We start from the raw sequence: 25,466 nt of genomic DNA, 5'->3' as shown, positions 1-25,466 counted from the left end.
CCGTGCACTGGCGCTTCGCGTGTCAATCCCGTGCGCGGCGCCCGGTCCGTCACAGGAGTTGCTGCCATGAACGCCCCGCAAGACGCCCACCCCGTCGCGGAAGTATCCGCCGAGTCGCGCCGCGCCACGCTGCTGGCCCGGCTTGCGGCCATCCTGCCCGCGTCCGCCGTGCTGTGGAAGGCCGAGGACACCATTCCCTACGAGTGCGATGGCCTGGCCGCCTACCGCCAGGTGCCCGACGCCGTGGTGCTGCCCGACACCGAGGACCAGGTCTGCGCCGTGCTGCGGCTGTGCCACGAACTGGGCGTGCCCGTGGTGCCGCGCGGGTCGGGCACGAGCCTGTCTGGCGGCGCCATGCCGATTGCCGGCGGGCTGGTGCTGTCGCTGGCCAAGTTCAAGCGCATCGTGTCGGTCGATCCGTACGCGCGCACGGCCGTGGTCCAGCCCGGCGTGCGCAACCTGGCAATCTCCGAGGCCGCCGCGCCGCACAATCTCTATTACGCGCCCGATCCGTCGTCGCAGATCGCCTGCTCCATCGGCGGCAACGTGGCCGAGAACTCGGGCGGCGTCCACTGCCTGAAGTACGGCCTGACCGTCCACAACGTGCTGCGCGTGCGCGCCGTGACGATGGAGGGTGACGTCGTGGTGTTCGGCTCGGAGGCGCCGGATTCGCCCGGGCTGGACCTGCTGGCCACCGTGATCGGCTCCGAGGGCATGCTGGCCCTGGTCACCGAGGTCACCGTGCGGCTGGTGCCCAAGCCCCAGCTTGCGCAGGTCATCATGGCCAGCTTCGACGACGTGGAAAAAGGCGGCAACGCCGTGGCCGACGTGATCGCGGCCGGCATCATCCCGGCCGGCCTGGAGATGATGGACCGCCCCGCCACGGCCGCCGTGGAGGAATTCGTCAAGGCCGGCTACGACCTGGACGCGGCCGCCATCCTGCTCTGCGAGTCCGACGGCACGCCCGAGGAAGTGGCCGAGGAAATCGGCCGGATGAGCGAGGTGCTGCGCGCGTCGGGCGCCACGCGGATCACCGTGTCGCAGAACGAGGCCGAGCGGCTGCGCTTCTGGAGCGGCCGCAAGAACGCGTTCCCGGCGGCGGGCCGGATCTCGCCCGACTACTACTGCATGGACGGCACGATCCCGCGCAAGCACATCGGCACGCTGCTCAAGCGCATCGAGCAGATGGAGCACAAGTACGGCTTGCGATGCATCAACGTGTTCCACGCCGGCGATGGCAACATGCATCCCCTGATCCTGTTCGATGGCGGCGACGTGGACGAGTGGCACCGCGCCGAGCTGTTCGGCTCCGACATCCTTGAGACCTGCGTGGAGCTGGGCGGTACCGTGACCGGCGAGCACGGCGTGGGGGTGGAAAAGCTGAACTCGATGTGCGTGCAGTTCTCGCGCGAGGAATGCGAGGCGTTCTTCGGCGTGAAGGCGGCCTTCGACCCCGCGCGGCTGCTCAACCCGGACAAGGCCATCCCCACGCTCGCGCGCTGCGCCGAATACGGCAAGATGCACGTCAGGCGCGGCCTGCTGCCGCACCCGGACCTGCCGCGCTTCTGACCGGCGCGTGGCAACGGGATCGGCGCGCCGCCTTTTCCGAAATCCGACCGTCCGATATGCCGAACCGCAACCTCAACGCCCTGAACCGCCAACGCCTGGGCCAGCCCGAATCCGGCTGGCGCCAGCGCTGGTACACGATCATCTTCGAAGCCGACACGCGCCAGGGGCGCCTGTTCGACGAAGTGCTGCTGGTGGCCATCGTCGCCAGCGTGCTGGTGGTGATGCTGGACAGCACGCCGTCCATCCACGCGCGCTTCGGCACGCTGTTCACGGTGCTGGAATGGATGTTCACGCTGCTGTTCACGGCCGAGTACTGCATGCGGCTGGCCGTGGTACGGCGCCCGCTCCGCTACGCGCTGAGCTTCTACGGCATCATCGACTTCATCTCGATCATGCCCACCTGGGCGTCGTTCTTCGTGCCGGAGCTGGCGTTCCTGATCGACGTGCGGCTGCTGCGGCTGCTGCGCGTGTTCCGGATCCTGAAGCTGACCGTCTACTTCGAGGAAGCCGAGATCCTGGCCCGGGCGCTGTCCAACAGCCGCCGCAAGATCTTCGTGTTCCTGGGCACCGTGTTCATCATCACCGTGATCCTGGGCACCGTGATGTACGTGGTGGAAGGTCCCGAGAACGGCTTCACGAGCATTCCGCTCAGCATGTACTGGGCCATCGTGACGCTGACCACCACGGGCTTTGGCGACATCGTGCCGCGCACGCCCGTGGGCCAGTTCATCACGTCGCTGACTATCCTGCTGGGCTACGGGATCATCGCCTTCCCGACCGGCATCGTCGGCGCCGAGCTGGCCGCCAGCATCATCAAGCGGCCGCTGACCACGCGCAGCTGCGAGCACTGCCTGACCGAGGGACACGAGCCCGGCGCCCGCTTCTGCAAGCACTGCGGCACCGAGCTGCCCGAGTACCAGTCCGACTCGAAGCTTGAAGGCGCGATCGACAACGCACCGGGCGCCCGGCCGCCCGACCAGTGACGCCCCGCCCCCCATTCCGACAACGATAACCACGTCCCCATGCAAGCCACTCTCGACGCCTTCCGCGATGCGATCCGCCAGGCCCGCGACAGCCACACGCCGCTGCGCCTGCGCGGCGGCGGCAGCAAGGATTTCTACGGCCAGGCCCTGTCCGGCACGGTGCTGGACACGCGTGCCTACCGCGGCATCGTCGACTACGATCCGGCCGAACTGGTAATCACGGCGCGCTGCGGCACGCCGCTGGCCGAGATCGAGGACACGCTGGCCGGTCATCGGCAGATGCTGGCCTTCGAGCCGCCGCACTTTGCCGCGCCGGGCCAGGGCAGCAGCGCCACGCTGGGCGGCGCGGTGGCGGCGGGGCTGTCCGGGCCGCGCCGCCAGGCGGTGGGCGCGCTGCGCGATTTCGTGCTCGGCGCCCAGTTGATGGACGGCCAGGGCGAGATCCTGAACTTCGGCGGGCAGGTGATGAAGAACGTGGCCGGCTACGACGTGTCGCGGCTGCTGGCCGGGTCGCTGGGCACGCTGGGGCTGATCACCGAGGTGTCGCTGAAGGTGCTGCCGGTGCCGTTCGACGACGCCACGCTGCGCTTTGGCATGGCGCAGGCGGAAGCCATCGACCAGCTCAACAAGTGGGGCGGCAAGCCGCTGCCGATCGCGGCGTCGGCGTGGCATGACGGGGTGCTGCACGTGCGGCTGTCCGGCGCCACGGCGGCCGTGCGCGCCGCGCGCGAGAGCCTGGGCGGCGAGACGGTGGATGCCAGCCACGGCGCCCAGCTCTGGGCGGCGCTGCGCGAGCAGACCCACCCGTTCTTCACGCCGGCGCGCGAGGCCGGCCACGCGCTGTGGCGCATTGCCGTGCCGACGGTGACGCCGCCGCTGGACCTGCCCGGCAGCACGCTGGTGGAATGGGGCGGCGGCCAGCGCTGGTGGCTGGCGCCGGATGCCAGCGCGGCATCGGCCGACCACGTGCGCGCCATCGCCCAGGCCGCCGGCGGCCACGCCACGCTGTTCCGCAATGGCGACAAGGCCGTGGGCGTCTTCACGCCGCTGGCCGCGCCGCTGGCCGCCATCCACAAGCGGCTCAAGGCCAGCTTCGACCCGGCGGGCATCTTCAACCCGCAGCGCCTCTACCCCGGCCTCTGATCGCGCCCCGCGCCAACATCACGATCCCCCACCATGCAAACCACCCTGGCCGAATTCCTGCGCAACACCCCCGAGGGCGAAGAGGCGAAGTCCATCGTCGGCAAATGCGTGCATTGCGGCTTCTGCACGGCCACCTGCCCCACGTACCAGTTGCTGGGCGACGAGCTGGACGGCCCGCGCGGGCGCATCTACCTGATGAAACAGGTGCTGGAAGGCAACCCGGTGACGGAAAGCACGCGCGTGCACCTGGACCGCTGCCTGACCTGCCGCAACTGCGAATCCACCTGCCCGTCTGGCGTGACGTACGGGCGGCTGGTCGACATCGGCCGGCAACTCGTTGACGACCGCCTGGCCGAACAGGGCGTGCAGCGCCCGGCGGGCCAGCGCATTGCCCGCTGGCTGCTGCGCGAGGGGCTGACGCGGCCGGCGCTGTTTGGCCCGGCGCTGAAGCTCGGCCAGGTGGTGCGCCCGCTGCTGCCGCAGGCGCTGCGCAACAAGGTGCCGGCCCATCCCACCCCGCCCGGCACGTGGCCGCGCACCGAGCATCCACGCAAGATGTTGTTGCTCGACGGTTGTGTGCAGCCCGCCATGTCGCCCAACATCAATGCCGCCACGGCCCGGGTGCTCGACAAGCTGGGCGTGCAACTGGTGGTGGCGCCCCAGGCCGGCTGCTGTGGCGCCATCCGCTTCCACACGAGCGATCATGCCGGCGGGCTGGACAACATGCGCGCCAACATCGAAGCATGGTGGCCGCATATCGAGGCCGGCGCGGAGGCCATCGTCATGACCGCGTCCGGCTGCGGCGCGATGGTCAAGGATTACGGCCACCTGCTGCGCAACGACCCGCGCTACGCGGAGAAGGCGGCCCGGGTGTCGGCACTGACGCGCGACCTGTCCGAACTGCTGCCCGACTTTGCCGACGACCTGCACCGGCTGGCCGGCGCCGTGCCGCGCGACGGCCGCCGCGTGGCGTGGCATCCGCCCTGCACGCTCCAGCACGGCCAGCAGATCCGCGGCAACGTGGAGGCGCTGCTGACCCGCCTGGGCGTGGACGTGCGGCTCTGCGCCGACAGCCACCTGTGCTGCGGATCGGCGGGCACCTACTCCGTGCTGCAGCCGGAGCTGTCATACCGGCTGCGCGACGACAAGCTCGACAAGCTCCAGGCCACGTCGCCCGATTCCATCGTCACGGCCAACATCGGCTGCATCACGCACCTGCAGAGCGGCACGGAAACGCCGGTGATGCACTGGGTGGAACTGGTGGACCGGATGATGGCCGGCGTGGCGGTGGGGTGAAGTAGTCCCGATGTTGTCTCCCCTCTCCCGCATCGTGGGAGAGGGGAGCTAATCCGGCGCTGCCGACACCCTTGCACGCGGCTTGTACGGGAGTACCATGTCGGCACTTCGGTTCCCAAGCTGCCCCCATGCTTCAGACTTTCGCGATCCTGCTGGTCTTCCAGACCGTGGGCGAGGTCATCAGCTACGCGCTGCGCCTGCCCGTGCCCGGTCCGGTGATCGGCATGCTGCTCCTGTTTGGCTGGCTCGTCTTCGACAACCGGCTGCTGCCCGTGATCCAGGGGTCGGCCAGCGAGCTGCTCAAGCACCTGTCGCTGCTGTTCGTGCCGGCCGGGGTGGGCATCATGGTCCATGCCAACCGCATTGGCAGCGAGTGGATGCCGATCGTCATCGCACTGGTGCTCTCCACGTGGATCGCCATCGCCGTCACGGCGCTGGTCACGCGGGCGCTGATGCGCAAACCGCCCCGGGAAGCCCCGGCCGACGCGGGAGCGCAGCCATGATGTCGCCGCGCCTCAATGAAATCTGGGTGTACCTGGCCGCCAGCCCGCTGATCGGGCTCACGGCCACGCTGATCGCCTACGTGTTCGCGTTCCGCATCTACGAGCGGGCGAAGTTCTCGCCGCTGGCCAATCCGGTCATGATCTCGGTGGCCATCCTCGTCACCGTGCTGACCGTCACGGGCACGCCGTACAAGACCTATTTCGACGGCGCCCAGTTCGTCCACTTCCTGCTCGGGCCGGCTACCGTGGCGCTGGCGGTGCCGCTGTACACCCAGCTACCGAAGCTGCGCAGCAACGTGCTGCCGCTGCTGGTGGGCCTGCTGGCGGGGTCGGTGGCGGCGGTGGTGTCGGCGGTCGGCATCGCCTACCTGCTGGGCGCGTCGCCGGAGGTGGTGCGCTCGCTGGCGCCGAAGTCGGTGACGATCCCGATCGCGATGGGCGTGTCCGAGAAGATCGGCGGGCTGCCGTCGCTGACGGCCGTGCTGGTGATGGCCACCGGCATCATCGGCGCGGTCAGCGCCACCGGGCTGCTGAATCTGCTGCGCGTGCGCGACTACACGGTGCGCGGCTTTGCCACCGGGGTGGCGGCGCACGGCATCGGCACGGCGCGGGCGTTCCAGGTCAGCCAGGAGGCCGGCGCGTTCTCGGCGCTGGGCATGGGCCTGAACGGCGTGCTGACCGCCATCCTGGTCCCGGTGATGGCCGCCTGGATGCCGCGTTGAGGCCCCTGACAGGCTCCTGACAGCACGCTGTCAGGAGGCGCCGCGCATCATCCGGTCTCCCCAACGACGATGAGGAGCGCCACCATGGCCCAACCATCCAATGCCCTGGTCAACTGGCTCGAAATTCCGGTGACCGACATGCAGCGCGCGATCCAGTTCTACGAGGCGGTGTTCGAGCATCCGCTGCGCCGGGAGACCCTTGGCGACGAGGAGCTTGCGGTGTTCACCCATGTCGATGGCGGCGCGCTGGTGCGCGGCGACCAGTACCGCTCCAGCGCGTTCTACGGGCCGGTGCCGTACCTGAACGCGCCGCAGCTGGACGACATGCTGGCCCGCGTGGCCTACGCCGGCGGCCGGACCGTGCGCGGGCCGGTGCAGCTACCCGACAACATGGGCCGCTACGCCCACATCACCGACAGCGAAGGCAACCGGATCGGCCTGCACGAGCCGGCCACGATGCCGCAAGCGCAGCCGGCCGAAACCGCCGCCGCCTACTGACCCGCCATCCGCCATGAGCCGACGCGCCGACCGCCTCTTCCAGATCGTGCAGGTCCTGCGGGGCCGCCGCCTGACCACGGCGGCGCTGCTGGCCCAGCGGCTGGGCGTGTCCGAGCGGACGGTCTATCGCGATATCCAGGCGCTGTCGCTGTCCGGCGTGCCCGTCGAGGGCGAGGCTGGCATCGGCTATCGGCTGCGGCCCGACTACGACGTGCCGCCGCTGATGTTCACGTCGCTGGAGGTAGAGGCGATGGTGGCCGGCCTGCGCCTGCTCAAGGCGTGGGGCGGCGGCGCGCTGGCCGCCGCGGCCGAGCCGTCGCTGGAAAAGCTGATGGGCGCGCTGCCGCCGCAGCGCCGGCTGGCCGCCCAGCAGAGCCGGATCTTCGCGCCCGAGTACGTGAACCAGCCGGCCGTGCGCGACGCGTTCGACATCGTCCACACGGCCATCGGCGCGCAGCGGCTGCTGCAGATCGATTACCGCGACGCGCAGCAGCGCGACACCGTGCGCGTGGTGCAGCCGCTGGGGCTGTTCTTCTGGGGCAATGTCTGGCTCGTGGCGGCGTGGTGCACGGCGCGCGAGGACTACCGCAGCTTCCGGCTCGACCGCTGCCGCCAACTCACCATGCTGGCCGAGCACTTCCAGGAAACGTCCGAACGCTCGCTCAACGGCTTCCTGCGGGCGGTCAGCAACGATTGCCACGGCTGACCGTGGCGGTGGCGGCGATACAGGGCAGGGGCGCTCAGGCGCCCGGGTCGCTCAGCAGCGTCTCGATGTCGGCGCGGATTTCGTCGGGCTTGGTCGTCGGCGCGTAGCGCTTGAAGATCGTGCCGTCGCGGCGCAGCAGGAACTTGGTGAAATTCCACTTGATCGCCTGGGTCCCCAGCAGGCCCGGCTTCTCGGAGGTCAGCCACTTGTAGAGCGGGTGGGCGTCGGCGCCGTTCACGTCGATCTTGGCGAACATCGGAAACGTGACGTGGAAGCGCGACTCGCAGAACGCGCCGATCTGCTCGGCATCGCCAGGCTCCTGCTTGCCGAACTGGTTGCACGGAAAGCCCAGCACGTCGAAACCGCGCGTCTGGTAGGCGTCCTGCAGCGCCTGCAGCCCAGCGTACTGCGGCGTGAACCCGCACTCGCTCGCCGTGTTGACGATCAGCAGCACCTTGCCGCGGAAGTCGGCCAGCGGCACCGGCTGGCCCGCCAGCGAGCTGGCTTCGAACTGGTAGACGTTTTGCATCGTCGGTCTCCTGGTGGGGATGGGCGCAAGGATACCGCGCCCGGCTCCCGGCGCGTCAGATCACGTTCAGGTGCTCGGTGCCGGCGCCCAGGTCGGCGTCGCGGTGGCGCGTGCTGTGCAGCTTGATCATCAGGCGCAGGTCGTTCAGCGAGTCGGCGTTCTTGAGCGCGTCCTCGTACGTGATCTTGTCGGCCTCGTACAGCTCGAACAGCGCCTGGTCGAACGAGATCATGCCCTGCTCGCGCGATTTCTTGATGACTTCCTTGAGCTCGTGGATCTCGCCCTTGAAGATCAGGTCGGCCACCAGCGGCGTGCCGATCATGATCTCCACGGCCGGCACGCGGCCCTTGCGGCCGGCGCGCGGCAGCAGCCGCTGCGAGATCATCGCCTTCAGGTTCAGCGACAGGTCGATCAGCAACTGCTGGCGCTTTTCCTCGGGGAAGAAGTTGACGATCCGGTCGATGGCCTGGTTGGCGTTGTTCGCGTGCAGCGTGGCCAGGCACAGGTGGCCCGTCTCGGCGTACTGCATCGCGTACTCCATGGTCTCGCGGTCGCGGATTTCGCCGATCAGGATCACGTCGGGCGCCTGGCGCAGCGTGTTCTTGAGCGCGATGTGCCACGACTCGGTGTCGATGCCCACCTCGCGCTGCGTGACGATGCAGTTCTGGTGCGCGTGCACGTACTCGATCGGGTCCTCGATCGTGATGATGTGGCCGTACGAGTGCGCGTTGCGGTGGTCCAGCATCGCCGCCAGCGACGTCGACTTGCCCGACCCCGTGGCGCCGGTGACGATCACCAGGCCGCGCTTGGACATGACGATGTCATGCAGCGACGGCGGCAGGTCCAGGTCCTCCACCGACGGGATGCGCGTGTTGATCGTCCGCACCACCATGCCGGCCCGGCCCTGCTGGATGAACGCCGATACGCGGAACCGCCCGGCGTTGGGCGCCGTGATGGCGAAGTTGCACTCGCGCGTGTCGTCGAACTCCTTCACCTGGCGCTCGTTCATGATCGATCGCACCAGCCCCAGGGCCTGCGTCGGGTTCAGCGGCTGCTGCGACACCGGCGTGATCTTGCCGTCCACCTTGATCGCGGGCGGGAATTCCGACGTGATGAACAGGTCCGAGCCGCGGTTGTTCACCATCAGCTCCAGCAGGTCGTTGATGTACTTCGAGGCGCTTTCGCGGTCTAGCATGCTGGCTCCTTATCCCATGAAGGCGTCAGGATTCTTGGCAATCGCCCGCGCGTCGTTGTAGTTGATCATGCCGCGCTTGATCAGGTCGCTCAGGCACTGGTCCAGCGTCTGCATGCCCAGGCCGCTGGACGTCTGCATCATCGAGTACATCTGGGCGATCTTGTTCTCGCGGATCAGGTGCCGGATGGCCGGCGTGGCGATCATGATCTCGTGCGCGGCGGTCCGGCCGTTGCCGTCGCGCGTCTTGAGCAGCGTCTGCGAGATGACCGCTTCCAGCGATTCGGACAGCATCGTGCGGACCATGTCCTTTTCCTCGGGCGGAAACACGTCCACGACCCGGTCGATGGTCTTGGCCGCCGAGCTGGTGTGCAGCGTGGCAAAGACAAGGTGGCCCGTTTCCGCGGCGGTCAGCGCCAGGCGGATGGTTTCCAGGTCGCGCAGTTCGCCCACCAGGATCACGTCCGGATCCTCGCGCAGCGCCGAGCGCAGCGCGTTGGCGAACGAGTGCGTGTGCGGCCCGAGCTCGCGCTGGTTGATCAGGCTTTTCTTGGAGTTGTGGACGAATTCGATCGGGTCCTCCACCGTGAGGATGTGGCCCATGTCGTTGTCGTTGCGGTGGTCCACCATCGCCGCCAGCGTGGTCGACTTGCCCGAGCCCGTGGGCCCGGTCACCAGCACCAGCCCGCGCGGCTTCATGCACAGGTCGGCAAACACGGCCGGCGCGTGCAGGTCGTCGAGCGTCAGTACCTTGGAGGGAATCGTCCGGAACACGGCCGCGGCGCCGCGCTGGGTGTTGTAGGCGTTGACCCGGAAGCGGGACAGCCCGGCGATCTCGAAAGAGAAATCGACCTCCAGCCGCTCTTCGTAGGATTTGCGCTGCACGTCGCTCATGATGTCGTACACCATGGCGTGGACGTCCTTGTGCGTCATGGCCGCGACGTTGATGCGGCGCATGTCCCCGTGAATACGCACCATCGGCGGCATGTCTGCCGAGAGGTGAAGATCGGAAGCCTTGTTCTTGACCGCGAAGGCCAGAAGCTGTGCGATGTCCATCTATAATGACCCCACCCTGAACAGGCCCTGGCGGTACACCGTTTGCCGGGCCTTTACCGGTTTATTGTTGTACTTCTGTTTGTACTTCTTGGAATTATTCCGCTGGATTATGTCTGTAATCGCCGCCAACTTGCAAGCCGTGAACCATGACATCGCGGCGGCCGCACAACAAGCCGGCAGGGCGCCCTCCGACGTCATGCTGCTGGCGGTTTCCAAGACTGTTTCGGCGGCCCGGGTGCGCGAGGCGGTGGCGGCCGGGCAGCGGGCATTTGGCGAGAATTACGTCCAGGAAGGGGTGGAAAAGATCGCCGCGCTGGACGACCTTCGCGGCCAGCTCCAGTGGCATTTCATCGGCCCCCTGCAGAGCAACAAGACGCGCCCGGTGGCCGAGCAGTTCGACTGGGTGCATGCGATCGACCGGCTGCGGATTGCCGAGCGGCTGTCGGCCCAGCGGCCGGCCGGGCTGCCGCCGCTGCAGGTCTGCATCCAGGTCAATATCAGCGACGAGGACACCAAGAGCGGCGTGGCGCCGGCCGAGGTGCCCGCACTGGCGCAGGCTATCGCCCAACTGCCGAACCTGCGCCTGCGCGGGCTGATGGCCATCCCGGCGCCGGCGTCGGACCCCGCCGCCCAGCGCCAGCCGTTTGCCGCGCTGCGCGGGCTGCTTGACCAACTGCGCCAATCCGGGCTAAACGTGGACACGCTGTCGATGGGCATGTCCGCCGACATGGACGCGGCCATTGCCGAAGGCGCCACGCTGGTGCGCATCGGCACCGCCATCTTCGGCGCGCGGCAGTAGCACGCCGCCAGCCCCCCGACACCGCACCACGCACCACGCCGGTCGACACGCATCGCACCGGCCTACCAGGAAACTTCATGCTCGATTCCCTTACCTTCGGCTTCCTTGGCGGCGGCAACATGGCCGCCGCGCTGATCGGCGGCCTGGTGGCCCGTGGCGTGCCCGCCGGCGCGATCCGCGTGGTCGACCCGTCCGCCGACGTGCGCCAGCGGCTGGCCCAGACCGGCGTGCAGGCCATGGCGGCGCCCGACGCCACCTTTGGCGTCAGCGACGTGATCGTGCTGGCCGTCAAGCCGCAGCATTTCCGCGACGCCATCGCGCCGCTGGTGCCGCTGCTGGCCGACAACCTCGTCATCAGCGTGGCGGCCGGCATCCGGCTGCAGGACATGGCCCGCTGGCTCGGCCGCAGCCGGCTGGTGCGCGCCATGCCCAACACCCCGGCGCTGGCCGGCATGGGCATGACCGGGCTGGCCACCGCACCGGGCCTGGCCGAGCGCGACCGGGCCATCGCCACGGCGGTGGCCGAGGCCGTGGGCCAGTGCGTCTGGGTCGATGGCGACGACCAGATCGACGCCGTCACGGCCATCTCCGGCAGCGGCCCGGCCTACGTGTTCTATTTCGTCGAAGCGATGGAGCGCGCGGCCCGGGAGCTGGGGCTGTCGGCCGAGCAGGGCCGCAAGCTGGCCGTCGAGACATTCCGCGGCGCCGCCGCGCTGGCCGCCGAATCGCCCGAGCCGGTTTCACTGCTGCGCGAGCGCGTGACCTCGAAAGGCGGCACCACCTATGCCGCCCTGACCGCCATGGACGCCGGCGGCATCGCCGAAGCCTTCGTCAAGGCCATGCATGCCGCCGCGGCGCGGGGCAAGGAAATGGGCGCGGAGTTCGGGAAGGATTGAAGGTTGGGGGCGTAGTCTGAAGCCCGCAGGTTTTTCCCCTCTCCCGCCTTGCGGGATAGGGGAGCAAACAAACGCGACCCTGCCCTACTTCACCAGATACGCCGCCAGCGTGCCCCCAAACACGCACGCGCCGAGCCAGTTGTTGTGGCGGAATGCGGCGAAGCATTGCATGCGGTCGCGGTTGCGGATCAGCGTGTAGTGGTAGCCGGCCATCGCGGCTGCCGCGGCCAGGCCGGCGTAGTAGGGCCAGCCCAGGTCCAGCAGCGCGCCCGCCCAGGCCATCAGCCCCAGGAACGCCGCGTAGCAGATCATGATCGCGGCCACGTCGAAGCGGCCGAACGTGATGGCCGATGTCTTCATGCCCAGCAGCAGGTCGTCGTCGCGGTCGACCATCGCGTAGGCGGTGTCGTACGCCACGGCCCAGAACACGTTGGCCAGCAGCATCAGCCACGCCACGAACGGCACCTGCGCCTGGATGGCGGCAAACGCCATCGGGATGCCAAACCCGAACGCGATGCCCAGGTACGCCTGCGGGATCGCAAAGAAGCGCTTGAAGAACGGATACGTGCCGGCCAGCACCGCCGCCACCACGGCCAGCCACTTCGTCAGCCCGTTCAGCGGCAGGATCAGCGCGAACGCCACCAGTGCCAGCACGGCCGCCACGGCCAGCGCCTCCCAACTGGCGATCAGCCCGGCGGTCAGCGGCCGCTCGCGGGTGCGCTTGACGTGGCGGTCGAAGTCCCGGTCCGCCCAGTCGTTGATGGCGCAGCCGGCCGAGCGCATCAGGAACGTGCCGGCAAAGAAAATGCAGAAGATCTGCCACGTCGGCGGGCCTTCCGCGGCCATCCACAGCGCCCAGAGCGTGGGCCACAGCAGCAGCAGCGTGCCGATCGGCTTGTCGATGCGCACCAGCCGCGCGTAGAGCGCGAGGCGGCCAGGATGGTGGGGAGCGGCGGACGGATGGGACATGGCGGAGGCGGACTTCAGGAAATACCAAGCAAAAACGCGCCTCGGCACGGGTCCGAGGCGCGTTGTACCGGTTCAACCGGTGACGGGCATGACGGGGATCAGGCCAGCAGCGAGCGCAGCATCCACGCGGTCTTCTCGTGCGTCTGCATGCGCTGGGTCAGCAGGTCGGCCGACGGCTCGTCGCCGGCTGCGTCGATGACCGGGAACAGCGAGCGCGCGGTGCGCACCACGGCTTCCTGGCCTTCCACAAGCTTGCGGATCATGTCCGTGGCCTCGGGCACGCCCTCTTCCTCGGCGATCGACGACAGCTTGGCGAATTCGCGATAGGTGCCCGGTGCCGGGTAGCCCAGCGCGCGGATCCGCTCGGCGATCGAGTCCACAGCCAGCGCCAGTTCGGTGTACTGGGTTTCGAACATCGTATGCAGCGTGTTGAACATGGGACCCGTCACGTTCCAGTGGAAGTTGTGGGTCTTGAGATAGAGGGTGTAGGTGTCGGCCAGCAGCTTGCTCAGGCCTTCCGCGATCTTCTTGCGGTCCTTGTCCGAAATACCGATGTTCACGCTCATCTCATTCTTCTTTGCCATTTTTCTCAGCTCCATTCTTGGTCAGGCCACGAGGATCGACCGCCCGCGCATGGCGGACGAACAGCGGCCATTATCGTATCAGGTTCACGTCACAAGGACGGACAGCCCGCGGGCCGCGTCCATGAACATGACCATCGCGCCCAGCGCCACGACGGCCATGCCGATTTCCTTGCGGACCACCTTGCGGCGCAGCCGCGCGGTATCGCCTGCCTTGCCCGCCTGCGCGCGCAGTTGCCGGAATTCGCTGACGAACAGCCCGAGCATTGCCATGATGATTCTCCTGAGTCCATGGGGGCTGCCGTCATGTCCGCCTGGCATGCGTGCAACCGATGGACGAAGTGTAGTCATCGGCTATGAATGTGACTATTTGATACTTTTTAACTATGGGATAGTCCGGGACTATGTCCGGGTCGTGAACAGGGTCTTGGTGCAGGGGCCGGACGGCAAAACGGCAGGGTCGCCCCTGCCGTTCTCGCATGGCCGAAGCCTGGCGCGTATCAGGCGGCCACGGCCTCGACGGGTTCCGCCTCGCCGATCTTGCGCACGCCCGGCAGGTCGCAGGCGGCCACGGCATTGGCCAGCGCCTCCATGGCGGGCAGCCGGGTGAAGCTCTTGCGCCAAGCCAGCACCACGCGGCGATCGGGCACCGGATCGGCAAACGGCACGTACGACAGCATGTCGTTGCGCGGCTTCAGGTCCGGCACCGACGTGCGCGGCAGCACGGTGATACCGACGCCGCTGGCCACCATGTGGCGGATGGTTTCGAGCGACGAGCCCTCGAAGGTCTTCTGGATGCCGTCCGCGGCCTGCGAGAACCGCGACAGCTCCGGGCAGACGCCCAGCACATGGTCGCGGAAGCAGTGGCCGCTGCCCAGCAGCAGCATGGTCTGCTGCTTGAGTTCGTCCGGATCGACCATGGCCTGCTCGGCCAGCTTGTGGCCGCGCGGCACGGCCACCACGAACGGCTCGTCGTAGAGCGGCCGGACGGTCAGGCCGGAATCGGGAAACGGCTCGGCCATGATCGCGCAGTCGATCTCGCCCTGCTTGAGCAGCTCGATCAGCTTGTTCGTATAGTTTTCCTGCAGCATCAGCGGCATCTGCGGGACGGTGTCGATCATCTGCTTGACCAGCGCCGGCAGCAGGTACGGCCCGATCGTGTAGATCACGCCCACGCGCAGCGGGCCGGCCAGCGGGTCCTTGCCCTGCTTGGCGATTTCACGAATCGCCATGGTCTGCTCCAGCACGCGCTGGGCCTGGGCGACGATCTGCTCGCCGATGGCGGTCACCGATACCTCCGAGGTGCCGCGCTCGAAAATCTGCACGGTCAGCTCGTCTTCCAGCTTCTTGATGGCGACCGACAGCGTCGGCTGCGATACGAAGCACGCCTCGGCCGCCCGGCCGAAATGGCGCTCGCGCGCTACGGCAACGATGTACTTGAGTTCGGTGAGCGTCATGATTAATCAAATCTGGTTAGGCGATAGATTTTAACTTCGAATCCGCCGTCTGTCAGATCGCAGAAGCAATGTCAGTCTTGCGCCACTTTTTCGGACTGATCAGACAGGGAGCGGGCGCAACCTACGCCTTCAGGAAGTGCTCGCGCCCGCCCAGCCAGCGCGACAGATGGGCCTCCACGTCCTCGGGGAACTGCGCCAGCATCATTTCGGCGGCCGCCTGCGCATAGTCCACCAGCCACGCGTCGGTCTCCAGATCGGCAAAGCGCAGCATCGCCTCGCCCGACTGCCGCGCACCCAGGAATTCGCCCGGCCCGCGGATCTGCAGGTCGCGGCGGGCGATCTCGAACCCGTCGGTGGTCTCGCGCATCGTCGCCAGCCGTTCACGCGCGTTGGGTGACAGCGGCGCCTGATACATCAGCAGGCAGACCGATTCGGCGCTGCCCCGCCCCACCCGGCCGCGCAACTGGTGCAGCTGCGCCAGCCCGAAGCGCTCGGCATGCTCGATCACCATCAGCGAGGCGTTGGGCACGTCAACCCCCACCTCGATCACGGTCGTCGCCACCAGCACGTGCAGCCGGTTGGCGCTGAAGTCGTCCATCACGGCCGCCTTCTCGGCAGGCGGCAGGCGGCCGTGGACCAGCCCCACGCGCAGGTCCGGCAGCGCGGCCATCAGCGTTTCGTACGTTTCCTGCGCGGTCTGAAGCTGCAGCGCCTCGCTTTCCTCGATCAGCGGGCAGACCCAGTAGACCTGGCGGCCCTCGGCCGCGGCGTGGTGGACGCGCTCGATGACCTCGTCGCGCCGCGCATCGTTGACCAGCCGCGTGACGATTGGCGTGCGGCCCGGCGGCAATTCGTCGATCACGGACACGTCCAGGTCCGCGTAGTAGGTCATGGCCAGCGTGCGCGGGATCGGCGTGGCCGACATCATCAACTGGTGCGGCACCTTCTCGTCGACCGGCCCCGGCGCGCCGGGCTCGCCGGCCTTCCCGCGCAGCGCCAGCCGCTGGGCCACGCCGAAGCGGTGCTGCTCGTCGACCACGGCCAGCCCCAGGTTGGCAAACTTCACGCCGTCCTGGATCAGCGCGTGGGTGCCGATCACGAGCCGCGCCTCGCCCGATTCAGCGCGCGCCACGGCCTCGCGCCGCGCCTTGGCCTTGAGGCTGCCGGCCAGCCAGGCCACGGGCACGCCCAGCGGCTCCAGCCACGCCGACAGCTTGCGGAAGTGCTGCTCGGCCAGGATTTCCGTGGGCGCCATCAGCGCGGCCTGGTAGCCGGCGTCGATGGCCTGGCACGCGGCCAGCGCGGCGACGATGGTCTTGCCGCTGCCCACGTCGCCCTGCAGCAGCCGGTGCATGGGATGGGGACGCGCCATGTCCGCCGCGATCTCCTCCACCACGCGCGCCTGCGCGCCGGTGAGCCGGAACGGCAGCGCCGCCAGGAAGCGCGTGAGCAGGCCATCGTCCCGGCGCGGCATCGACGGGGCATTCTTCTCGCGCCGCGCGGCCTGCGAGCGGCGCAACGAGATCTGCTGCGCCAGCAGTTCGTCGAACTTGATGCGCACCCAGGCCGGATGCGAGCGGTCGGCCAGCGCCGCCTCGCTTTCCTGCGGCGGCGGGTTGTGCAGCAGGCGCAGGCAATCGGGCAGCGGCGCCAGCTTCAGCGATGCCAGCGGGCCGCGCAGCACCGCCTGGGGCAGCGTCTCGGGCATCGGCGTGCGCGACATCGCCCCGCCGATGGCCTTGCGCAGGTACGCCTGCGAGATGCCGGCGGTGGCGGGATAGACCGGGGTCAGGCGGTCGGGCAGCGGCTCGTCTGGGGTCACGGGGCGCACGGTCGGATGGACCATCTCGGCGCCGAAGAACCCGCCGCGCACCTCGCCACGCACGCGCAGCCGCATGCCTTCGGCCATCTGCTTGGTCTGGCTGCCGTAGAAATTCAGGAACCGCAGCGTCAGCTCGCCGGTGTCGTCAGCAATCTTCACCACAAGCTGGCGGCGCGGGCGGAACGTGACCTCGTTCGACACCACCTCGCCCTCGACCTGCGCGGCCAGGCCCATGCCGGCGCGGCGGATGGCGTCGCGGATCGGCTCCAGCGTGGTTTCGTCCTCGTAACGCAGCGGCAGGTGCAGCACCAGGTCAACCGGGCGCCGCAGGCCCAGCTTGGCCAGCCGGGCCATGGCGGATGACGGCTTGGCCTTGTCCGCCGCACCGGTGCCCGGCTTGCCGGCCTGTCCTGCGGCGGGCCGGGCCGGCTTGGCGGCGGCGGGCGCGGGGTCGTCTAGGGGGTCGGTGGCGGTGCCTGGCATCAGCGCGGAAATATGAAAGTCACAAGCGGGGCGCGGGCGAAGCCGGCCGCCCAAGCCTTACAATGTCGGATTCGCCGATTGTACCCATGCCGTACCGATCACTGCGGCGGTACCACGCAAGGACTGCCGCCCAGCCCCCTATTGCCTTCGGTACGGCGCTGCCTTGCCCGCTGAACCCATGCTGACCCTGTCCGATTTCGATTTCCCGCTGCCGCCCGAACTGATCGCGCAGTCCGCCCTGCCCGACCGCAGCGCCAGCCGCCTGCTGGTGGTGGAACGGACAGCGCCCGCCGATACCGCCGACGCCGTGCGGCTGGTGGACCGCGCGTTCAGCGACATCCTGGACTACCTGCGCCCGGAAGACCTGCTCGTCTTCAACGACACGCGCGTGATCAAGGCACGCTTTTTCGGCCAGAAGCCGAGCGGTGGCCGCGTGGAGGTGCTGGTCGAGCGCGTGGTGGACACCCACACGGTGCTGGCCCAGGTGCGGGCCTCGAAGACGCCCGCCGAAGGCAGCCAGCTCCTGCTGGCCGATGACGCCTTCGCGGTCACGGTGGGGCCGCGCGTCGACCAGTTCTTCACGCTGCACTTTCCCGAGCCGGCGCTGGACCTGATCGAGCGCTACGGCCGGCTGCCGCTGCCGCCGTACATCACGCACGACCCCGACGCCTACGACGAGACGCGCTACCAGACCGTCTACGCGCGCAACCCCGGTGCCGTGGCCGCGCCCACGGCCGGCCTGCATTTCGACGACGCGCTGTTCGCGCGGCTGGACGCCGCCGGCATCCGCCGCGCGTTCCTGACGCTGCACGTGGGCGCCGGCACGTTCCAGCCGGTGCGCACCGAGAACCTGGCCGAGCACAAGATGCACTCGGAGTGGTACAGGATCACCCCCGAACTGGCCGATGCCGTGCGCGAAACCCGCGCGCGCGGCGGCCGGGTCATCGCCGTGGGCACCACGTCGCTGCGCGCGCTGGAATCGGCCGCGGCCCCGGACGGCACGCTGCACGCGGGCCACGGCGACACCGACATCTTCATCACCCCCGGCTACCGCTTCCGCGCGGTGGACGCGCTGATCACCAACTTCCACCTGCCAAAGTCGACGCTGCTGATGCTGGTGTCGGCGCTGGCCGGCGTAGAAGCCATCCGCGCCGCCTACCGCCACGCCGTGGCACAGCGCTACCGCTTCTTCAGCTACGGCGACGCCATGCTGCTGACCCGCCGCGACTGACCGCACCCGAGAACCGAATCATGCTGAACTTCGAACTGCTGACCACCGATGGCAACGCGCGCCGCGGCCGCGTCACGCTGAACCATGGCGTCGTGGAAACGCCAATTTTCATGCCCGTGGGCACCTACGGGTCGGTCAAGGCGATGTCGCCGTTGGAGCTGAACGAGATTGGCGCCCAGATCATCCTGGGCAACACGTTCCACCTGTGGCTGCGCCCCGGCCTGGACGTGGTCGAGACGCACCAGGGCCTGCACAAGTTCGTCGGCTGGGACAAGCCCATCCTGACCGATTCAGGCGGTTTTCAGGTGTTTTCGCTCGGAGAACTGCGCAAGATCACCGAGGAAGGCGTCAGGTTCGCGTCGCCGGTGAATGGCGACAAGCTGTTCCTGTCGCCCGAGATCTCGATGCAGATCCAGCGCACGCTGAACTCGGACATCGTCATGCAGTTCGACGAATGCACGCCGTACGAGATCGACGGCCGCCCCGCCACGCACGACGAGGCGGCCCGGTCCATGCGGATGAGCCTGCGCTGGGCCAAGCGCTCGCGCGACGAATTCGACCGGCTGGCCAACCCCAACGCGCTGTTCGGCATCGTCCAGGGCGGCATGTTCGAGGATCTGCGCGACGAGTCGCTGGCCGGGCTGTCGGAGCTGGACTTCCATGGCTACGCCATCGGCGGGCTGTCGGTCGGCGAACCCAAGGCCGACATGATGCGGGTGCTGGAGCACGTGGGCCCGCGCCTGCCGGCCCACAAGCCGCACTACCTGATGGGCGTGGGCACGCCGGAAGACCTGGTGGCCGGCGTGGCGCACGGCGTGGACATGTTCGACTGCGTGATGCCCACACGCAACGCGCGCAACGGCTGGCTGTTCACCCGCTTTGGCGACGTGAAGATCCGCAACGCCGCGCACCGCAACGATCCGCGCCCGCTGGACGAGCAGTGCGGCTGCTACACCTGCCGCAACTTCTCGCGCGCCTACCTGCACCACCTGCACCGGGTAGGAGAAATCCTGGGCGCGCGGCTGAACACCATCCACAACCTCTATTACTACCTGGAATTGATGCGCGAAATGCGCACCGCCATCGAGGAACACCGCTTCGAGGCGTTCCGCCGCCGGTTTGCCGAAGACCGGGCGCGCGGCACCAGATGACAATGTTTTAACGATCAGACAGGCAGCGCGAACTTTTGGCCCGCAGCCTGTCGAATCACTGCCCGCGCCGGGGTTGCGCGGGGCGCTTCTGCTTCGTCTGCAAAGTACTTGCAAAGCACCCGAACAAACCCGTAATTCGCCCTAGAATGCCAAGGCGGGACAACAACCGGGTGATAGAATGCCCGATTCCCTGATTGACCTTTGTGACGGAGAAGTAACGTGCTGATTTCGAACGCTTTTGCGCAGACCGCCGGTGCCGGCGGCGCGGCCGGTGGCCTCATGAGCTTCCTGCCGATCATCCTGATGTTCGCGGTGCTGTGGTTCATCATGATCCGCCCGCAGATGAAGCGCCAGAAGGAAGCGAAGGCAATGCTGGAAGCGCTGGCCAAGAACGACGAAGTCGTCACCGCCGGCGGCATCCTGGGTCGTGTCACGAAGGTCAACGAGAATTACGTGACGCTGGAAGTGGCCGAAGGCATGGAAATCACCGTGCAGAAGAACGCCGTGACCAACGTACTGCCCAAGGGCTCGCTGAAGTCGCTCTGATCGGACGGTCTCCTCCTCCTGATCCGGCACACGTCGAGTGGCGCCCCGTCGCTACGCCGACCCTGCCCTGCGCAGCCGCCTGAACCAGCCCGGCGGGTCCTCCCGGACCCGTGTCGGGGCTGCCAGGCGGCTGTTTGCCAACCGGTCCGCCGAACCGGCGCGCGTTTTGCGCGGCTTGTCGGCATGCCAACCGCAATGACTGGCCAAAGATGAATCGCTATCCGCTTTGGAAATACATCGTGATCCTGGTGGCCCTGGCCATCGGCATCATCTACACCCTGCCGAATTTCTTCGGCGAGGCCCCTGCTGTCCAGGTATCGTCCGCCAAGGCGACGGTCAAGGTGGACCTCTCCATGCAGAAGCAGGTGGAGGACATCCTGGCCCAGCACCAGCTGCAGCCCGACGGCGTGTTCTTTGACGTCGCCGGCCAGTCGGGCTCGGTCAAGGCTCGCTTCCGCACCACGGACGAGCAGTTGAAGGCCAAGGACGCGCTGACCCGCGCGCTGAACCCCGACGCCAACGACCCGACCTACGTGGTGGCGCTGAACCTGCTGTCGGGCTCGCCCCGGTGGCTGACGTCGCTGCACGCGCTGCCGATGTACCTGGGCCTGGACCTGCGCGGTGGCGTGCACTTCCTGCTCCAGGTGGACATGAAGGGCGCCGTCGACAAGAAGCTGGACAGCCTGTCCGGCGACACGCGCACGCTGCTGCGCGACAAGAACGTGCGCCACGGCGGCATCGACCGCGACGGCGACCGCCTGACCGTGCGCTTCAGCAACGCCGACGACGCCAACCGCGCGCGCGGCATCCTGGCCGACAACCTGCGCGAACTGGCGTTCTCGATCGACGGCAACAACGTCGTGGGCGTGTTCACCGAAGCGGCCCGCAAGGCCGTGCAGGACGCGGCGGTCAAGCAGAACATCACCACGCTGCACAACCGCGTGAACGAGCTGGGCGTGGCCGAGCCGGTGATCCAGCAGCAGGGCGCCGACCGCATCGTCGTGCAGCTGCCGGGCGTGCAGGACACCGCCAAGGCCAAGGACATCATCGGCCGCACCGCCACGCTGGAAGCGCGCCTGGCCGATCCGGACGCGCCGCGCAACCCGCGTCCGGGCGATCCGGTGCCGTTTGGCGACGAACTGTTCACCCAGGGCAATGGCGCGCCGGTGATCCTGCGCAAGCAGGTGATCTTCACGGGCGACCGCATCGAGAGCGCGTCGGCCGGCTTCGACCAGAACCAGCGTCCGTCCGTCAACATCAAGCTCGACGCCCAGGGCGGCCGCGTGCTGCGCGACGTGTCGCGCGAGAACATCGGCAAGCCGATGGGCATCGTCCTGTTCGAAAAGGGCAAGGGCGAAGTGCTGACGGTGGCGACGATCCAGTCCGAACTCGGGTCCAGCTTCCAGATCACCGGCTCGTACTCGACCGAGGCCGCGAACGACCTGGCGCTGCTGCTGCGCGCCGGCTCGCTGGCCGCCCCGATGGAGATCATCGAGGAACGGACCATCGGCCCGTCGCTGGGCGCCGACAACATCAGGAAGGGCTTTGACTCGGTGGCCTACGGTTTTGCCGCCATCGCCGTCTTCATGGTGCTGTACTACATGCTGTTCGGGCTGTTCTCGGTGGCCGCGCTGGGCATCAACCTGCTGCTGCTGATTGCGGTGCTGTCGATGCTGCAGGCCACGCTGACGCTGCCCGGCATCGCGGCCATCGCGCTGGTACTGGGCATGGCCATCGACGCCAACGTGCTGATCAACGAGCGGATCCGCGAGGAACTGCGCGCGGGCGCGTCGCCGCAGATGGCCATCGCCATCGGCTTCGACCGCGCCTGGGCCACCATCCTGGACTCCAACGTGACCACGCTGATCGCCGGCCTGGCGCTGCTGGCTTTCGGCTCGGGCCCGGTGCGCGGCTTTGCCGTGGTGCACTGCCTGGGCATTCTGACGTCGATGTTCTCGGCGGTGTTCTTCAACCGCGGCCTGGTCAACCTCTGGTACGGCCGCAAGAAGAAGCTCCAGAGCCTGGCCATCGGCCAGATCTGGAAGCCGGACGCCGACGCGCCGGTGGCCAAGTAAGCCAGGACACATCAGGACAACATCATGGAATTCTTCCGCATCAAGCGCGACATTCCGTTCATGAAGCACGCGTTGATCTTCAACGTGGTCTCCTTCCTGACGTTTGCCGCCGCTGTCTTCTTCCTCTGGCAAAAGGGCCTGCACCTGTCGATCGAATTCACCGGCGGCACGGTGATGGAGGTCAACTACCAGCAGGCCGCCGACCTGGAGAAAATCCGGGGCCAGGTGGGCAAGCTGGGCTACACCGACGTACAGGTGCAGAACTTTGGCACCTCGCGCGACGTGATGATCCGCCTGCCGCTGCAGAAGGGCCCGGACGGCAAGCCCGTCACGTCGGCCCAGCAGAGCGAACAGGTGATGGGCGCGCTGACCGCCGCCTCGCCCGACGTGAAGCTGCAGCGCGTGGAGTTCGTCGGCCCGCAGGTCGGCAAGGAACTGGCCACCGACGGCCTGCTGGCGCTGCTGTGCGTGGTGGCCGGCATCGTGATCTACCTGTCGTTCCGCTTCGAGTGGAAATTTGCAGTGGCCGGCATCATCGCCAACCTGCACGACGTGGTGATCATCCTGGGCTTCTTCGCGTTCTTCCAGTGGGAGTTCTCGCTGTCGGTGCTGGCGGCCATCCTGGCCGTGCTGGGCTACTCAGTGAACGAGTCGGTGGTGATCTTCGACCGGATCCGCGAGGCCTTCCGCAAGTACCGCAAGATGAGCACGCGCGAGGTGATAGACCACGCCATCACCAGCACGATGTCGCGCACGATCATCACCCACGGCTCGACCGAAATGATGGTGCTGTCGATGTTCTTCTTCGGCGGCCCGACGCTGCACTACTTCGCGCTGGCGCTGACGGTCGGTATCCTGTTCGGCATCTACTCGTCGGTGTTCGTGGCCGCAGCGCTGGCCATGTGGCTCGGCGTGAAGCGCGAGGACCTGGTCAAGGGCGAAAAGAAGGCCGACGTGACGGACCGCAACGACCCGAACTACGGGGCACAAGCCTGACGGGCTCCGTCCCGCGGCATGAAAAAAGGCACCTGCGGGTGCCTTTTTCTTTGGGTGCCGCGCCCTTGGCATCAGTTCCTGAACCTGATGGCCAAGGTGAGCAAGCGCGGGACTTCAACGCTGCAACAACAGCCGGACCGCCCTACGCCTCCGTCAACTCCTCGATCCACACCGCCAGCCGGTCGGCCGAGAACGATTCGGTGCGGGGGGTGGTGCGGGCCGAGATGGCGTCGCCTTCGCGTACGAGTTGCAGGGCGCCGCCCGCTTCTTCCAGCCACAGCAAGGCGGCCAGCCAGCCGGCGTGCTCTGGCGATACCTCTTCGGCTACCGGCCGGGAGACGAACTCGTTGAGCGTGGCGGGCGAGGTCCAGGTAACCACGTCGCCGTCGCGGCGCACGCTGGCGCCCAGCGATTCCGCCAGCACGGCGGCCATGTCGCCGGCGCCGCGGTTAGCGGTGCGCAGGGCGGCCAGCTTGTTGCTGACGGCGTGGCCGAACGATCCGCTGCGCTTGCTTTCGGCGCCTACCAGGTCGGCGTAGTCCAGGCGCTGCCAGTCCGGCTCGGCGTTCCTGGCGCCGGCCAGCGACGTGCCGGACAGGTAGGTTTCCACCGGCTGGAAGCGGCCCGGGCCGATCAGGCTGGCGCACAGCGCGTGGATCATGCCGACCCGCGTGGCGACGGTCTGCTTCTGCAGCACCATCAGCTTCTCGCGCACCAGCTGGTCACGTTCCTTGCGCAGTCCGGACAGTTCCAGCGCCTGCTTCAGCTCCATGCGCAGCGCGGTGATGTCCCACGGCTTCTTGATATAGCGATGGATCTGGCCCTGGTTCACGGCCTCGACGGTCTGGTCCAGTTCCGAATAGGCCGTGGTCAGGATCCGCACGATATGCGGATAGCGCTCTCGCGCGTAGCGCAGCAGTTCGTTGCCGTACTCGCCGGGCATGCGCTGGTCGGACACCAGCACGGCCAGGCTGTCGGCGTGGGCGTCGAGCAGCGTCTTGCCCTCCTCCACGGACTGGCCGGTCACCACCGGCGCAAGCTGGCCGATGGCCCGCTGGAAATACTTGACCGCAGTCGCTTCGTCGTCGACGAACAGAATCGCCGGGGGTGCCTGCGTAGTATTCGGTTCGCTCATCGATCACTCCTGTGCATACGATTCTTGAAATTGGGGAAATCGAGGGTAACGGTCGTGCCGGCGCCCGAGGCCGACGCAATCCGGATGCCGCCACCGAAGGACTGCATCACCCGGTTGCAGAAAATCATGCCCATGCCACTGCCGCCCGCCGACGCATGCGTGGTCACCGGATCCACCAGCAGCCGGCCCATGACCTCGGGCGGGATGCCGGGCCCGTTGTCGGCGATGCGGATCTCGGGCCGGTCGCCAGCCACCACCACGAAACGTAGCGAGGGGACACTCACATCGGCCAGAGCGCGCAGCGCATTGCTCATGACCGACGACAGCACCAGCGCCACGCAGTTCGGCAGCGTGGGCACGGGGAAGTCGCCCTCCATCTCCACGTGCACCCAGCTACGCTGGTTATCGGCAAAAGGATAGGTATCCAGCAGGGATGCGACGAGCGCCCCCGCGCTGACCTCCTGTCCGACACCGCGCGCCGGCACCGCCCCGCCGGCGCTGCTGCGCACCGACTGCAGGAACGACGACAGCACCGCCAGGCAATACTGGGCGTTGTCATGCATGGCACTGGCCGCCCGCCCGATCTCGGCCTGCCGCGCCTCGCTGTACTCGCCGCCCACGCGCGACTCGATGCCGAGCGCGAAATTGGCGATCGCCGCGAGCGGCGTGTTCAGTTCGTGCGCCAGGAACGCCAGCGTCTCGTCGATGGCCATCAGCCGCTGCTGGCGCACCGCGCGTTCGCGGTAGCGCTCGCCGGCCAGGCGCAGGATGTCCCGCACGTCGGCCACGCCGATGGGCTTTTCGAGTATCCGGAACACCTCGCCGGTGTTCACGGTCTCCAGCAGCATGTCCTTGTCGGCATAGGCCGTGACCAGGATGCGCACGATCTGGGGGAATTCCTGCGCCACCTGCCGCAGCAGGTCGCCGCCGTCGCGGCCGGGCATGCGGAAATCGGTCACCAGCACCGAGATGCGCGCGTGGTGCGCGCGCAGGATGCCGACGGCCTCGTCGGCGCCGGTGGCCGACAACACCTCGTACTCGCTACCGACCGCGCGCGCGAAATACTTGCAGGCCATCTCCTCGTCGTCGACGTAGAGAATGGTGGGCCGCGTCTGCGTGGTGTCCATC

The 25,466-nt window shown here is 67.9% G+C and carries 25 protein-coding genes; 15 read left to right on the top strand and 10 right to left on the bottom strand.

Annotated elements, in window-relative coordinates; all coding sequences use genetic code 11:
- Positions 1 to 66 precede the first annotated feature (66 nt).
- The 8 genes from EHF44_RS08430 to EHF44_RS08395 all read left to right on the top strand — a co-directional run bounded on the left by EHF44_RS08430 (position 67) and on the right by EHF44_RS08395 (position 7,420).
- The gene (locus EHF44_RS08430) at positions 67 to 1,569 is read left to right on the top strand and encodes an FAD-linked oxidase C-terminal domain-containing protein (RefSeq protein ID WP_124683328.1); all 1,503 of its coding nucleotides are present in this window, start codon (positions 67 to 69) and stop codon (positions 1,567 to 1,569) included.
- Between the two features lie 56 nt (positions 1,570 to 1,625).
- Complete coding sequence (locus EHF44_RS08425; RefSeq protein ID WP_124683327.1) at positions 1,626 to 2,552, top strand: ion transporter; 927 nt, start codon at positions 1,626 to 1,628, stop codon at positions 2,550 to 2,552.
- A 39-nt stretch (positions 2,553 to 2,591) separates the two neighbouring features.
- On the top strand, positions 2,592 to 3,695 hold the full coding sequence (gene glcE / locus EHF44_RS08420) for a glycolate oxidase subunit GlcE (protein ID WP_124683326.1): 1,104 nt from the start codon (positions 2,592 to 2,594) through the stop codon (positions 3,693 to 3,695).
- A 33-nt stretch (positions 3,696 to 3,728) separates the two neighbouring features.
- Complete coding sequence (gene glcF / locus EHF44_RS08415; RefSeq protein ID WP_124683325.1) at positions 3,729 to 4,991, top strand: glycolate oxidase subunit GlcF; 1,263 nt, start codon at positions 3,729 to 3,731, stop codon at positions 4,989 to 4,991.
- Between the two features lie 128 nt (positions 4,992 to 5,119).
- Positions 5,120 to 5,494, top strand: coding sequence for a CidA/LrgA family protein (locus EHF44_RS08410; protein WP_124683324.1), 375 nt, complete (start codon positions 5,120 to 5,122; stop codon positions 5,492 to 5,494).
- Complete coding sequence (locus EHF44_RS08405; protein ID WP_124683323.1) at positions 5,491 to 6,216, top strand: LrgB family protein; 726 nt, start codon at positions 5,491 to 5,493, stop codon at positions 6,214 to 6,216. The genes EHF44_RS08410 and EHF44_RS08405 overlap by 4 nt, the downstream gene beginning before the upstream one ends.
- 84 nt (positions 6,217 to 6,300) lie before the next feature.
- Entirely contained in the window at positions 6,301 to 6,714 is a 414-nt protein-coding gene (locus EHF44_RS08400) for a VOC family protein (RefSeq protein ID WP_124683322.1), read from the top strand.
- A 13-nt stretch (positions 6,715 to 6,727) separates the two neighbouring features.
- The gene (locus tag EHF44_RS08395) at positions 6,728 to 7,420 is read left to right on the top strand and encodes a helix-turn-helix transcriptional regulator (RefSeq protein ID WP_124683321.1); all 693 of its coding nucleotides are present in this window, start codon (positions 6,728 to 6,730) and stop codon (positions 7,418 to 7,420) included.
- Between the two features lie 34 nt (positions 7,421 to 7,454).
- Here the strand turns inward: EHF44_RS08395 and EHF44_RS08390 are convergent, their stop codons facing one another.
- Genes EHF44_RS08390 through EHF44_RS08380 form a run of 3 tightly spaced genes read right to left on the bottom strand, consistent with a single transcriptional unit; the run spans position 7,455 to position 10,197 of the window.
- Positions 7,455 to 7,949, bottom strand: a complete 495-nt coding sequence (locus EHF44_RS08390; RefSeq protein WP_124683320.1) for a glutathione peroxidase — start codon at positions 7,947 to 7,949, stop codon at positions 7,455 to 7,457.
- 55 nt (positions 7,950 to 8,004) lie between these two features.
- Complete coding sequence (locus EHF44_RS08385; protein ID WP_124683319.1) at positions 8,005 to 9,144, bottom strand: PilT/PilU family type 4a pilus ATPase; 1,140 nt, start codon at positions 9,142 to 9,144, stop codon at positions 8,005 to 8,007.
- Between the two features lie 9 nt (positions 9,145 to 9,153).
- Positions 9,154 to 10,197: a type IV pilus twitching motility protein PilT gene (locus tag EHF44_RS08380; protein ID WP_124683318.1), complete on the bottom strand. Its 1,044-nt coding sequence runs from the start codon at positions 10,195 to 10,197 to the stop codon at positions 9,154 to 9,156.
- Between the two features lie 109 nt (positions 10,198 to 10,306).
- On the opposite strand from EHF44_RS08380, the gene EHF44_RS08375 reads away from it, so the two are divergent.
- Complete coding sequence (locus EHF44_RS08375; protein ID WP_124683317.1) at positions 10,307 to 10,996, top strand: YggS family pyridoxal phosphate-dependent enzyme; 690 nt, start codon at positions 10,307 to 10,309, stop codon at positions 10,994 to 10,996.
- Between the two features lie 77 nt (positions 10,997 to 11,073).
- A complete protein-coding gene (gene proC / locus EHF44_RS08370; RefSeq protein ID WP_124683316.1) occupies positions 11,074 to 11,892 on the top strand; it encodes a pyrroline-5-carboxylate reductase in 819 nt (272 codons plus the stop codon).
- Between the two features lie 84 nt (positions 11,893 to 11,976).
- Here the strand turns inward: proC and ubiA are convergent, their stop codons facing one another.
- The 5 genes from ubiA to recG form a co-directional block, all read right to left on the bottom strand.
- The gene (gene ubiA / locus EHF44_RS08365) at positions 11,977 to 12,861 is read right to left on the bottom strand and encodes a 4-hydroxybenzoate octaprenyltransferase (protein ID WP_124683315.1); all 885 of its coding nucleotides are present in this window, start codon (positions 12,859 to 12,861) and stop codon (positions 11,977 to 11,979) included.
- A gap of 98 nt (positions 12,862 to 12,959) precedes the next feature.
- On the bottom strand, positions 12,960 to 13,445 hold the full coding sequence (locus EHF44_RS08360; protein WP_124683314.1) for a Dps family protein: 486 nt from the start codon (positions 13,443 to 13,445) through the stop codon (positions 12,960 to 12,962).
- A gap of 84 nt (positions 13,446 to 13,529) precedes the next feature.
- Positions 13,530 to 13,715 carry a hypothetical protein gene (locus tag EHF44_RS08355; protein ID WP_124683313.1) on the bottom strand — a complete coding sequence of 62 codons (186 nt, stop codon included), beginning with the start codon at positions 13,713 to 13,715 and terminating at the stop codon, positions 13,530 to 13,532.
- A gap of 227 nt (positions 13,716 to 13,942) precedes the next feature.
- Positions 13,943 to 14,899, bottom strand: coding sequence for a LysR substrate-binding domain-containing protein (locus EHF44_RS08350; RefSeq protein ID WP_124683312.1), 957 nt, complete (start codon positions 14,897 to 14,899; stop codon positions 13,943 to 13,945).
- A 121-nt stretch (positions 14,900 to 15,020) separates the two neighbouring features.
- A complete protein-coding gene (recG, locus tag EHF44_RS08345; RefSeq protein ID WP_124683311.1) occupies positions 15,021 to 17,204 on the bottom strand; it encodes an ATP-dependent DNA helicase RecG in 2,184 nt (727 codons plus the stop codon).
- Between the two features lie 178 nt (positions 17,205 to 17,382).
- On the opposite strand from recG, the gene queA reads away from it, so the two are divergent.
- The 5 genes from queA (at position 17,383) to secF (ending at position 23,203) form a co-directional block, all read left to right on the top strand.
- The gene (gene queA / locus EHF44_RS08340; protein ID WP_124683310.1) at positions 17,383 to 18,435 is read left to right on the top strand and encodes a tRNA preQ1(34) S-adenosylmethionine ribosyltransferase-isomerase QueA; all 1,053 of its coding nucleotides are present in this window, start codon (positions 17,383 to 17,385) and stop codon (positions 18,433 to 18,435) included.
- Positions 18,436 to 18,455: 20 nt separating this feature from the next.
- Positions 18,456 to 19,586: a tRNA guanosine(34) transglycosylase Tgt gene (gene tgt / locus EHF44_RS08335; RefSeq protein WP_124683309.1), complete on the top strand. Its 1,131-nt coding sequence runs from the start codon at positions 18,456 to 18,458 to the stop codon at positions 19,584 to 19,586.
- Between the two features lie 219 nt (positions 19,587 to 19,805).
- Positions 19,806 to 20,132 (top strand): preprotein translocase subunit YajC, encoded by a 327-nt coding sequence (gene yajC, locus EHF44_RS08330; protein ID WP_124683308.1) that lies wholly within the window; start codon positions 19,806 to 19,808, stop codon positions 20,130 to 20,132.
- A 209-nt stretch (positions 20,133 to 20,341) separates the two neighbouring features.
- A complete protein-coding gene (gene secD / locus EHF44_RS08325; RefSeq protein ID WP_124683307.1) occupies positions 20,342 to 22,207 on the top strand; it encodes a protein translocase subunit SecD in 1,866 nt (621 codons plus the stop codon).
- 24 nt (positions 22,208 to 22,231) lie between these two features.
- On the top strand, positions 22,232 to 23,203 hold the full coding sequence (gene secF, locus EHF44_RS08320) for a protein translocase subunit SecF (protein WP_124683306.1): 972 nt from the start codon (positions 22,232 to 22,234) through the stop codon (positions 23,201 to 23,203).
- A gap of 142 nt (positions 23,204 to 23,345) precedes the next feature.
- On the opposite strand, the gene EHF44_RS08315 is transcribed toward secF, so the two are convergent.
- Both EHF44_RS08315 and EHF44_RS08310 read right to left on the bottom strand, forming a co-directional pair.
- Complete coding sequence (locus tag EHF44_RS08315; protein WP_124683305.1) at positions 23,346 to 24,338, bottom strand: response regulator; 993 nt, start codon at positions 24,336 to 24,338, stop codon at positions 23,346 to 23,348.
- Positions 24,335 to 25,465: a hybrid sensor histidine kinase/response regulator gene (locus EHF44_RS08310; RefSeq protein ID WP_172966099.1), complete on the bottom strand. Its 1,131-nt coding sequence runs from the start codon at positions 25,463 to 25,465 to the stop codon at positions 24,335 to 24,337. The genes EHF44_RS08315 and EHF44_RS08310 overlap by 4 nt, the downstream gene beginning before the upstream one ends.
- Position 25,466 lies beyond the last annotated feature (1 nt).

Source organism: Cupriavidus pauculus (assembly GCF_003854935.1).
Classification (GTDB): domain Bacteria; phylum Pseudomonadota; class Gammaproteobacteria; order Burkholderiales; family Burkholderiaceae; genus Cupriavidus; species Cupriavidus pauculus_C.
The sequence above is the reverse complement of the archived record's forward strand: the minus strand, read 5'-3'. Positions and strand labels throughout refer to the sequence as shown.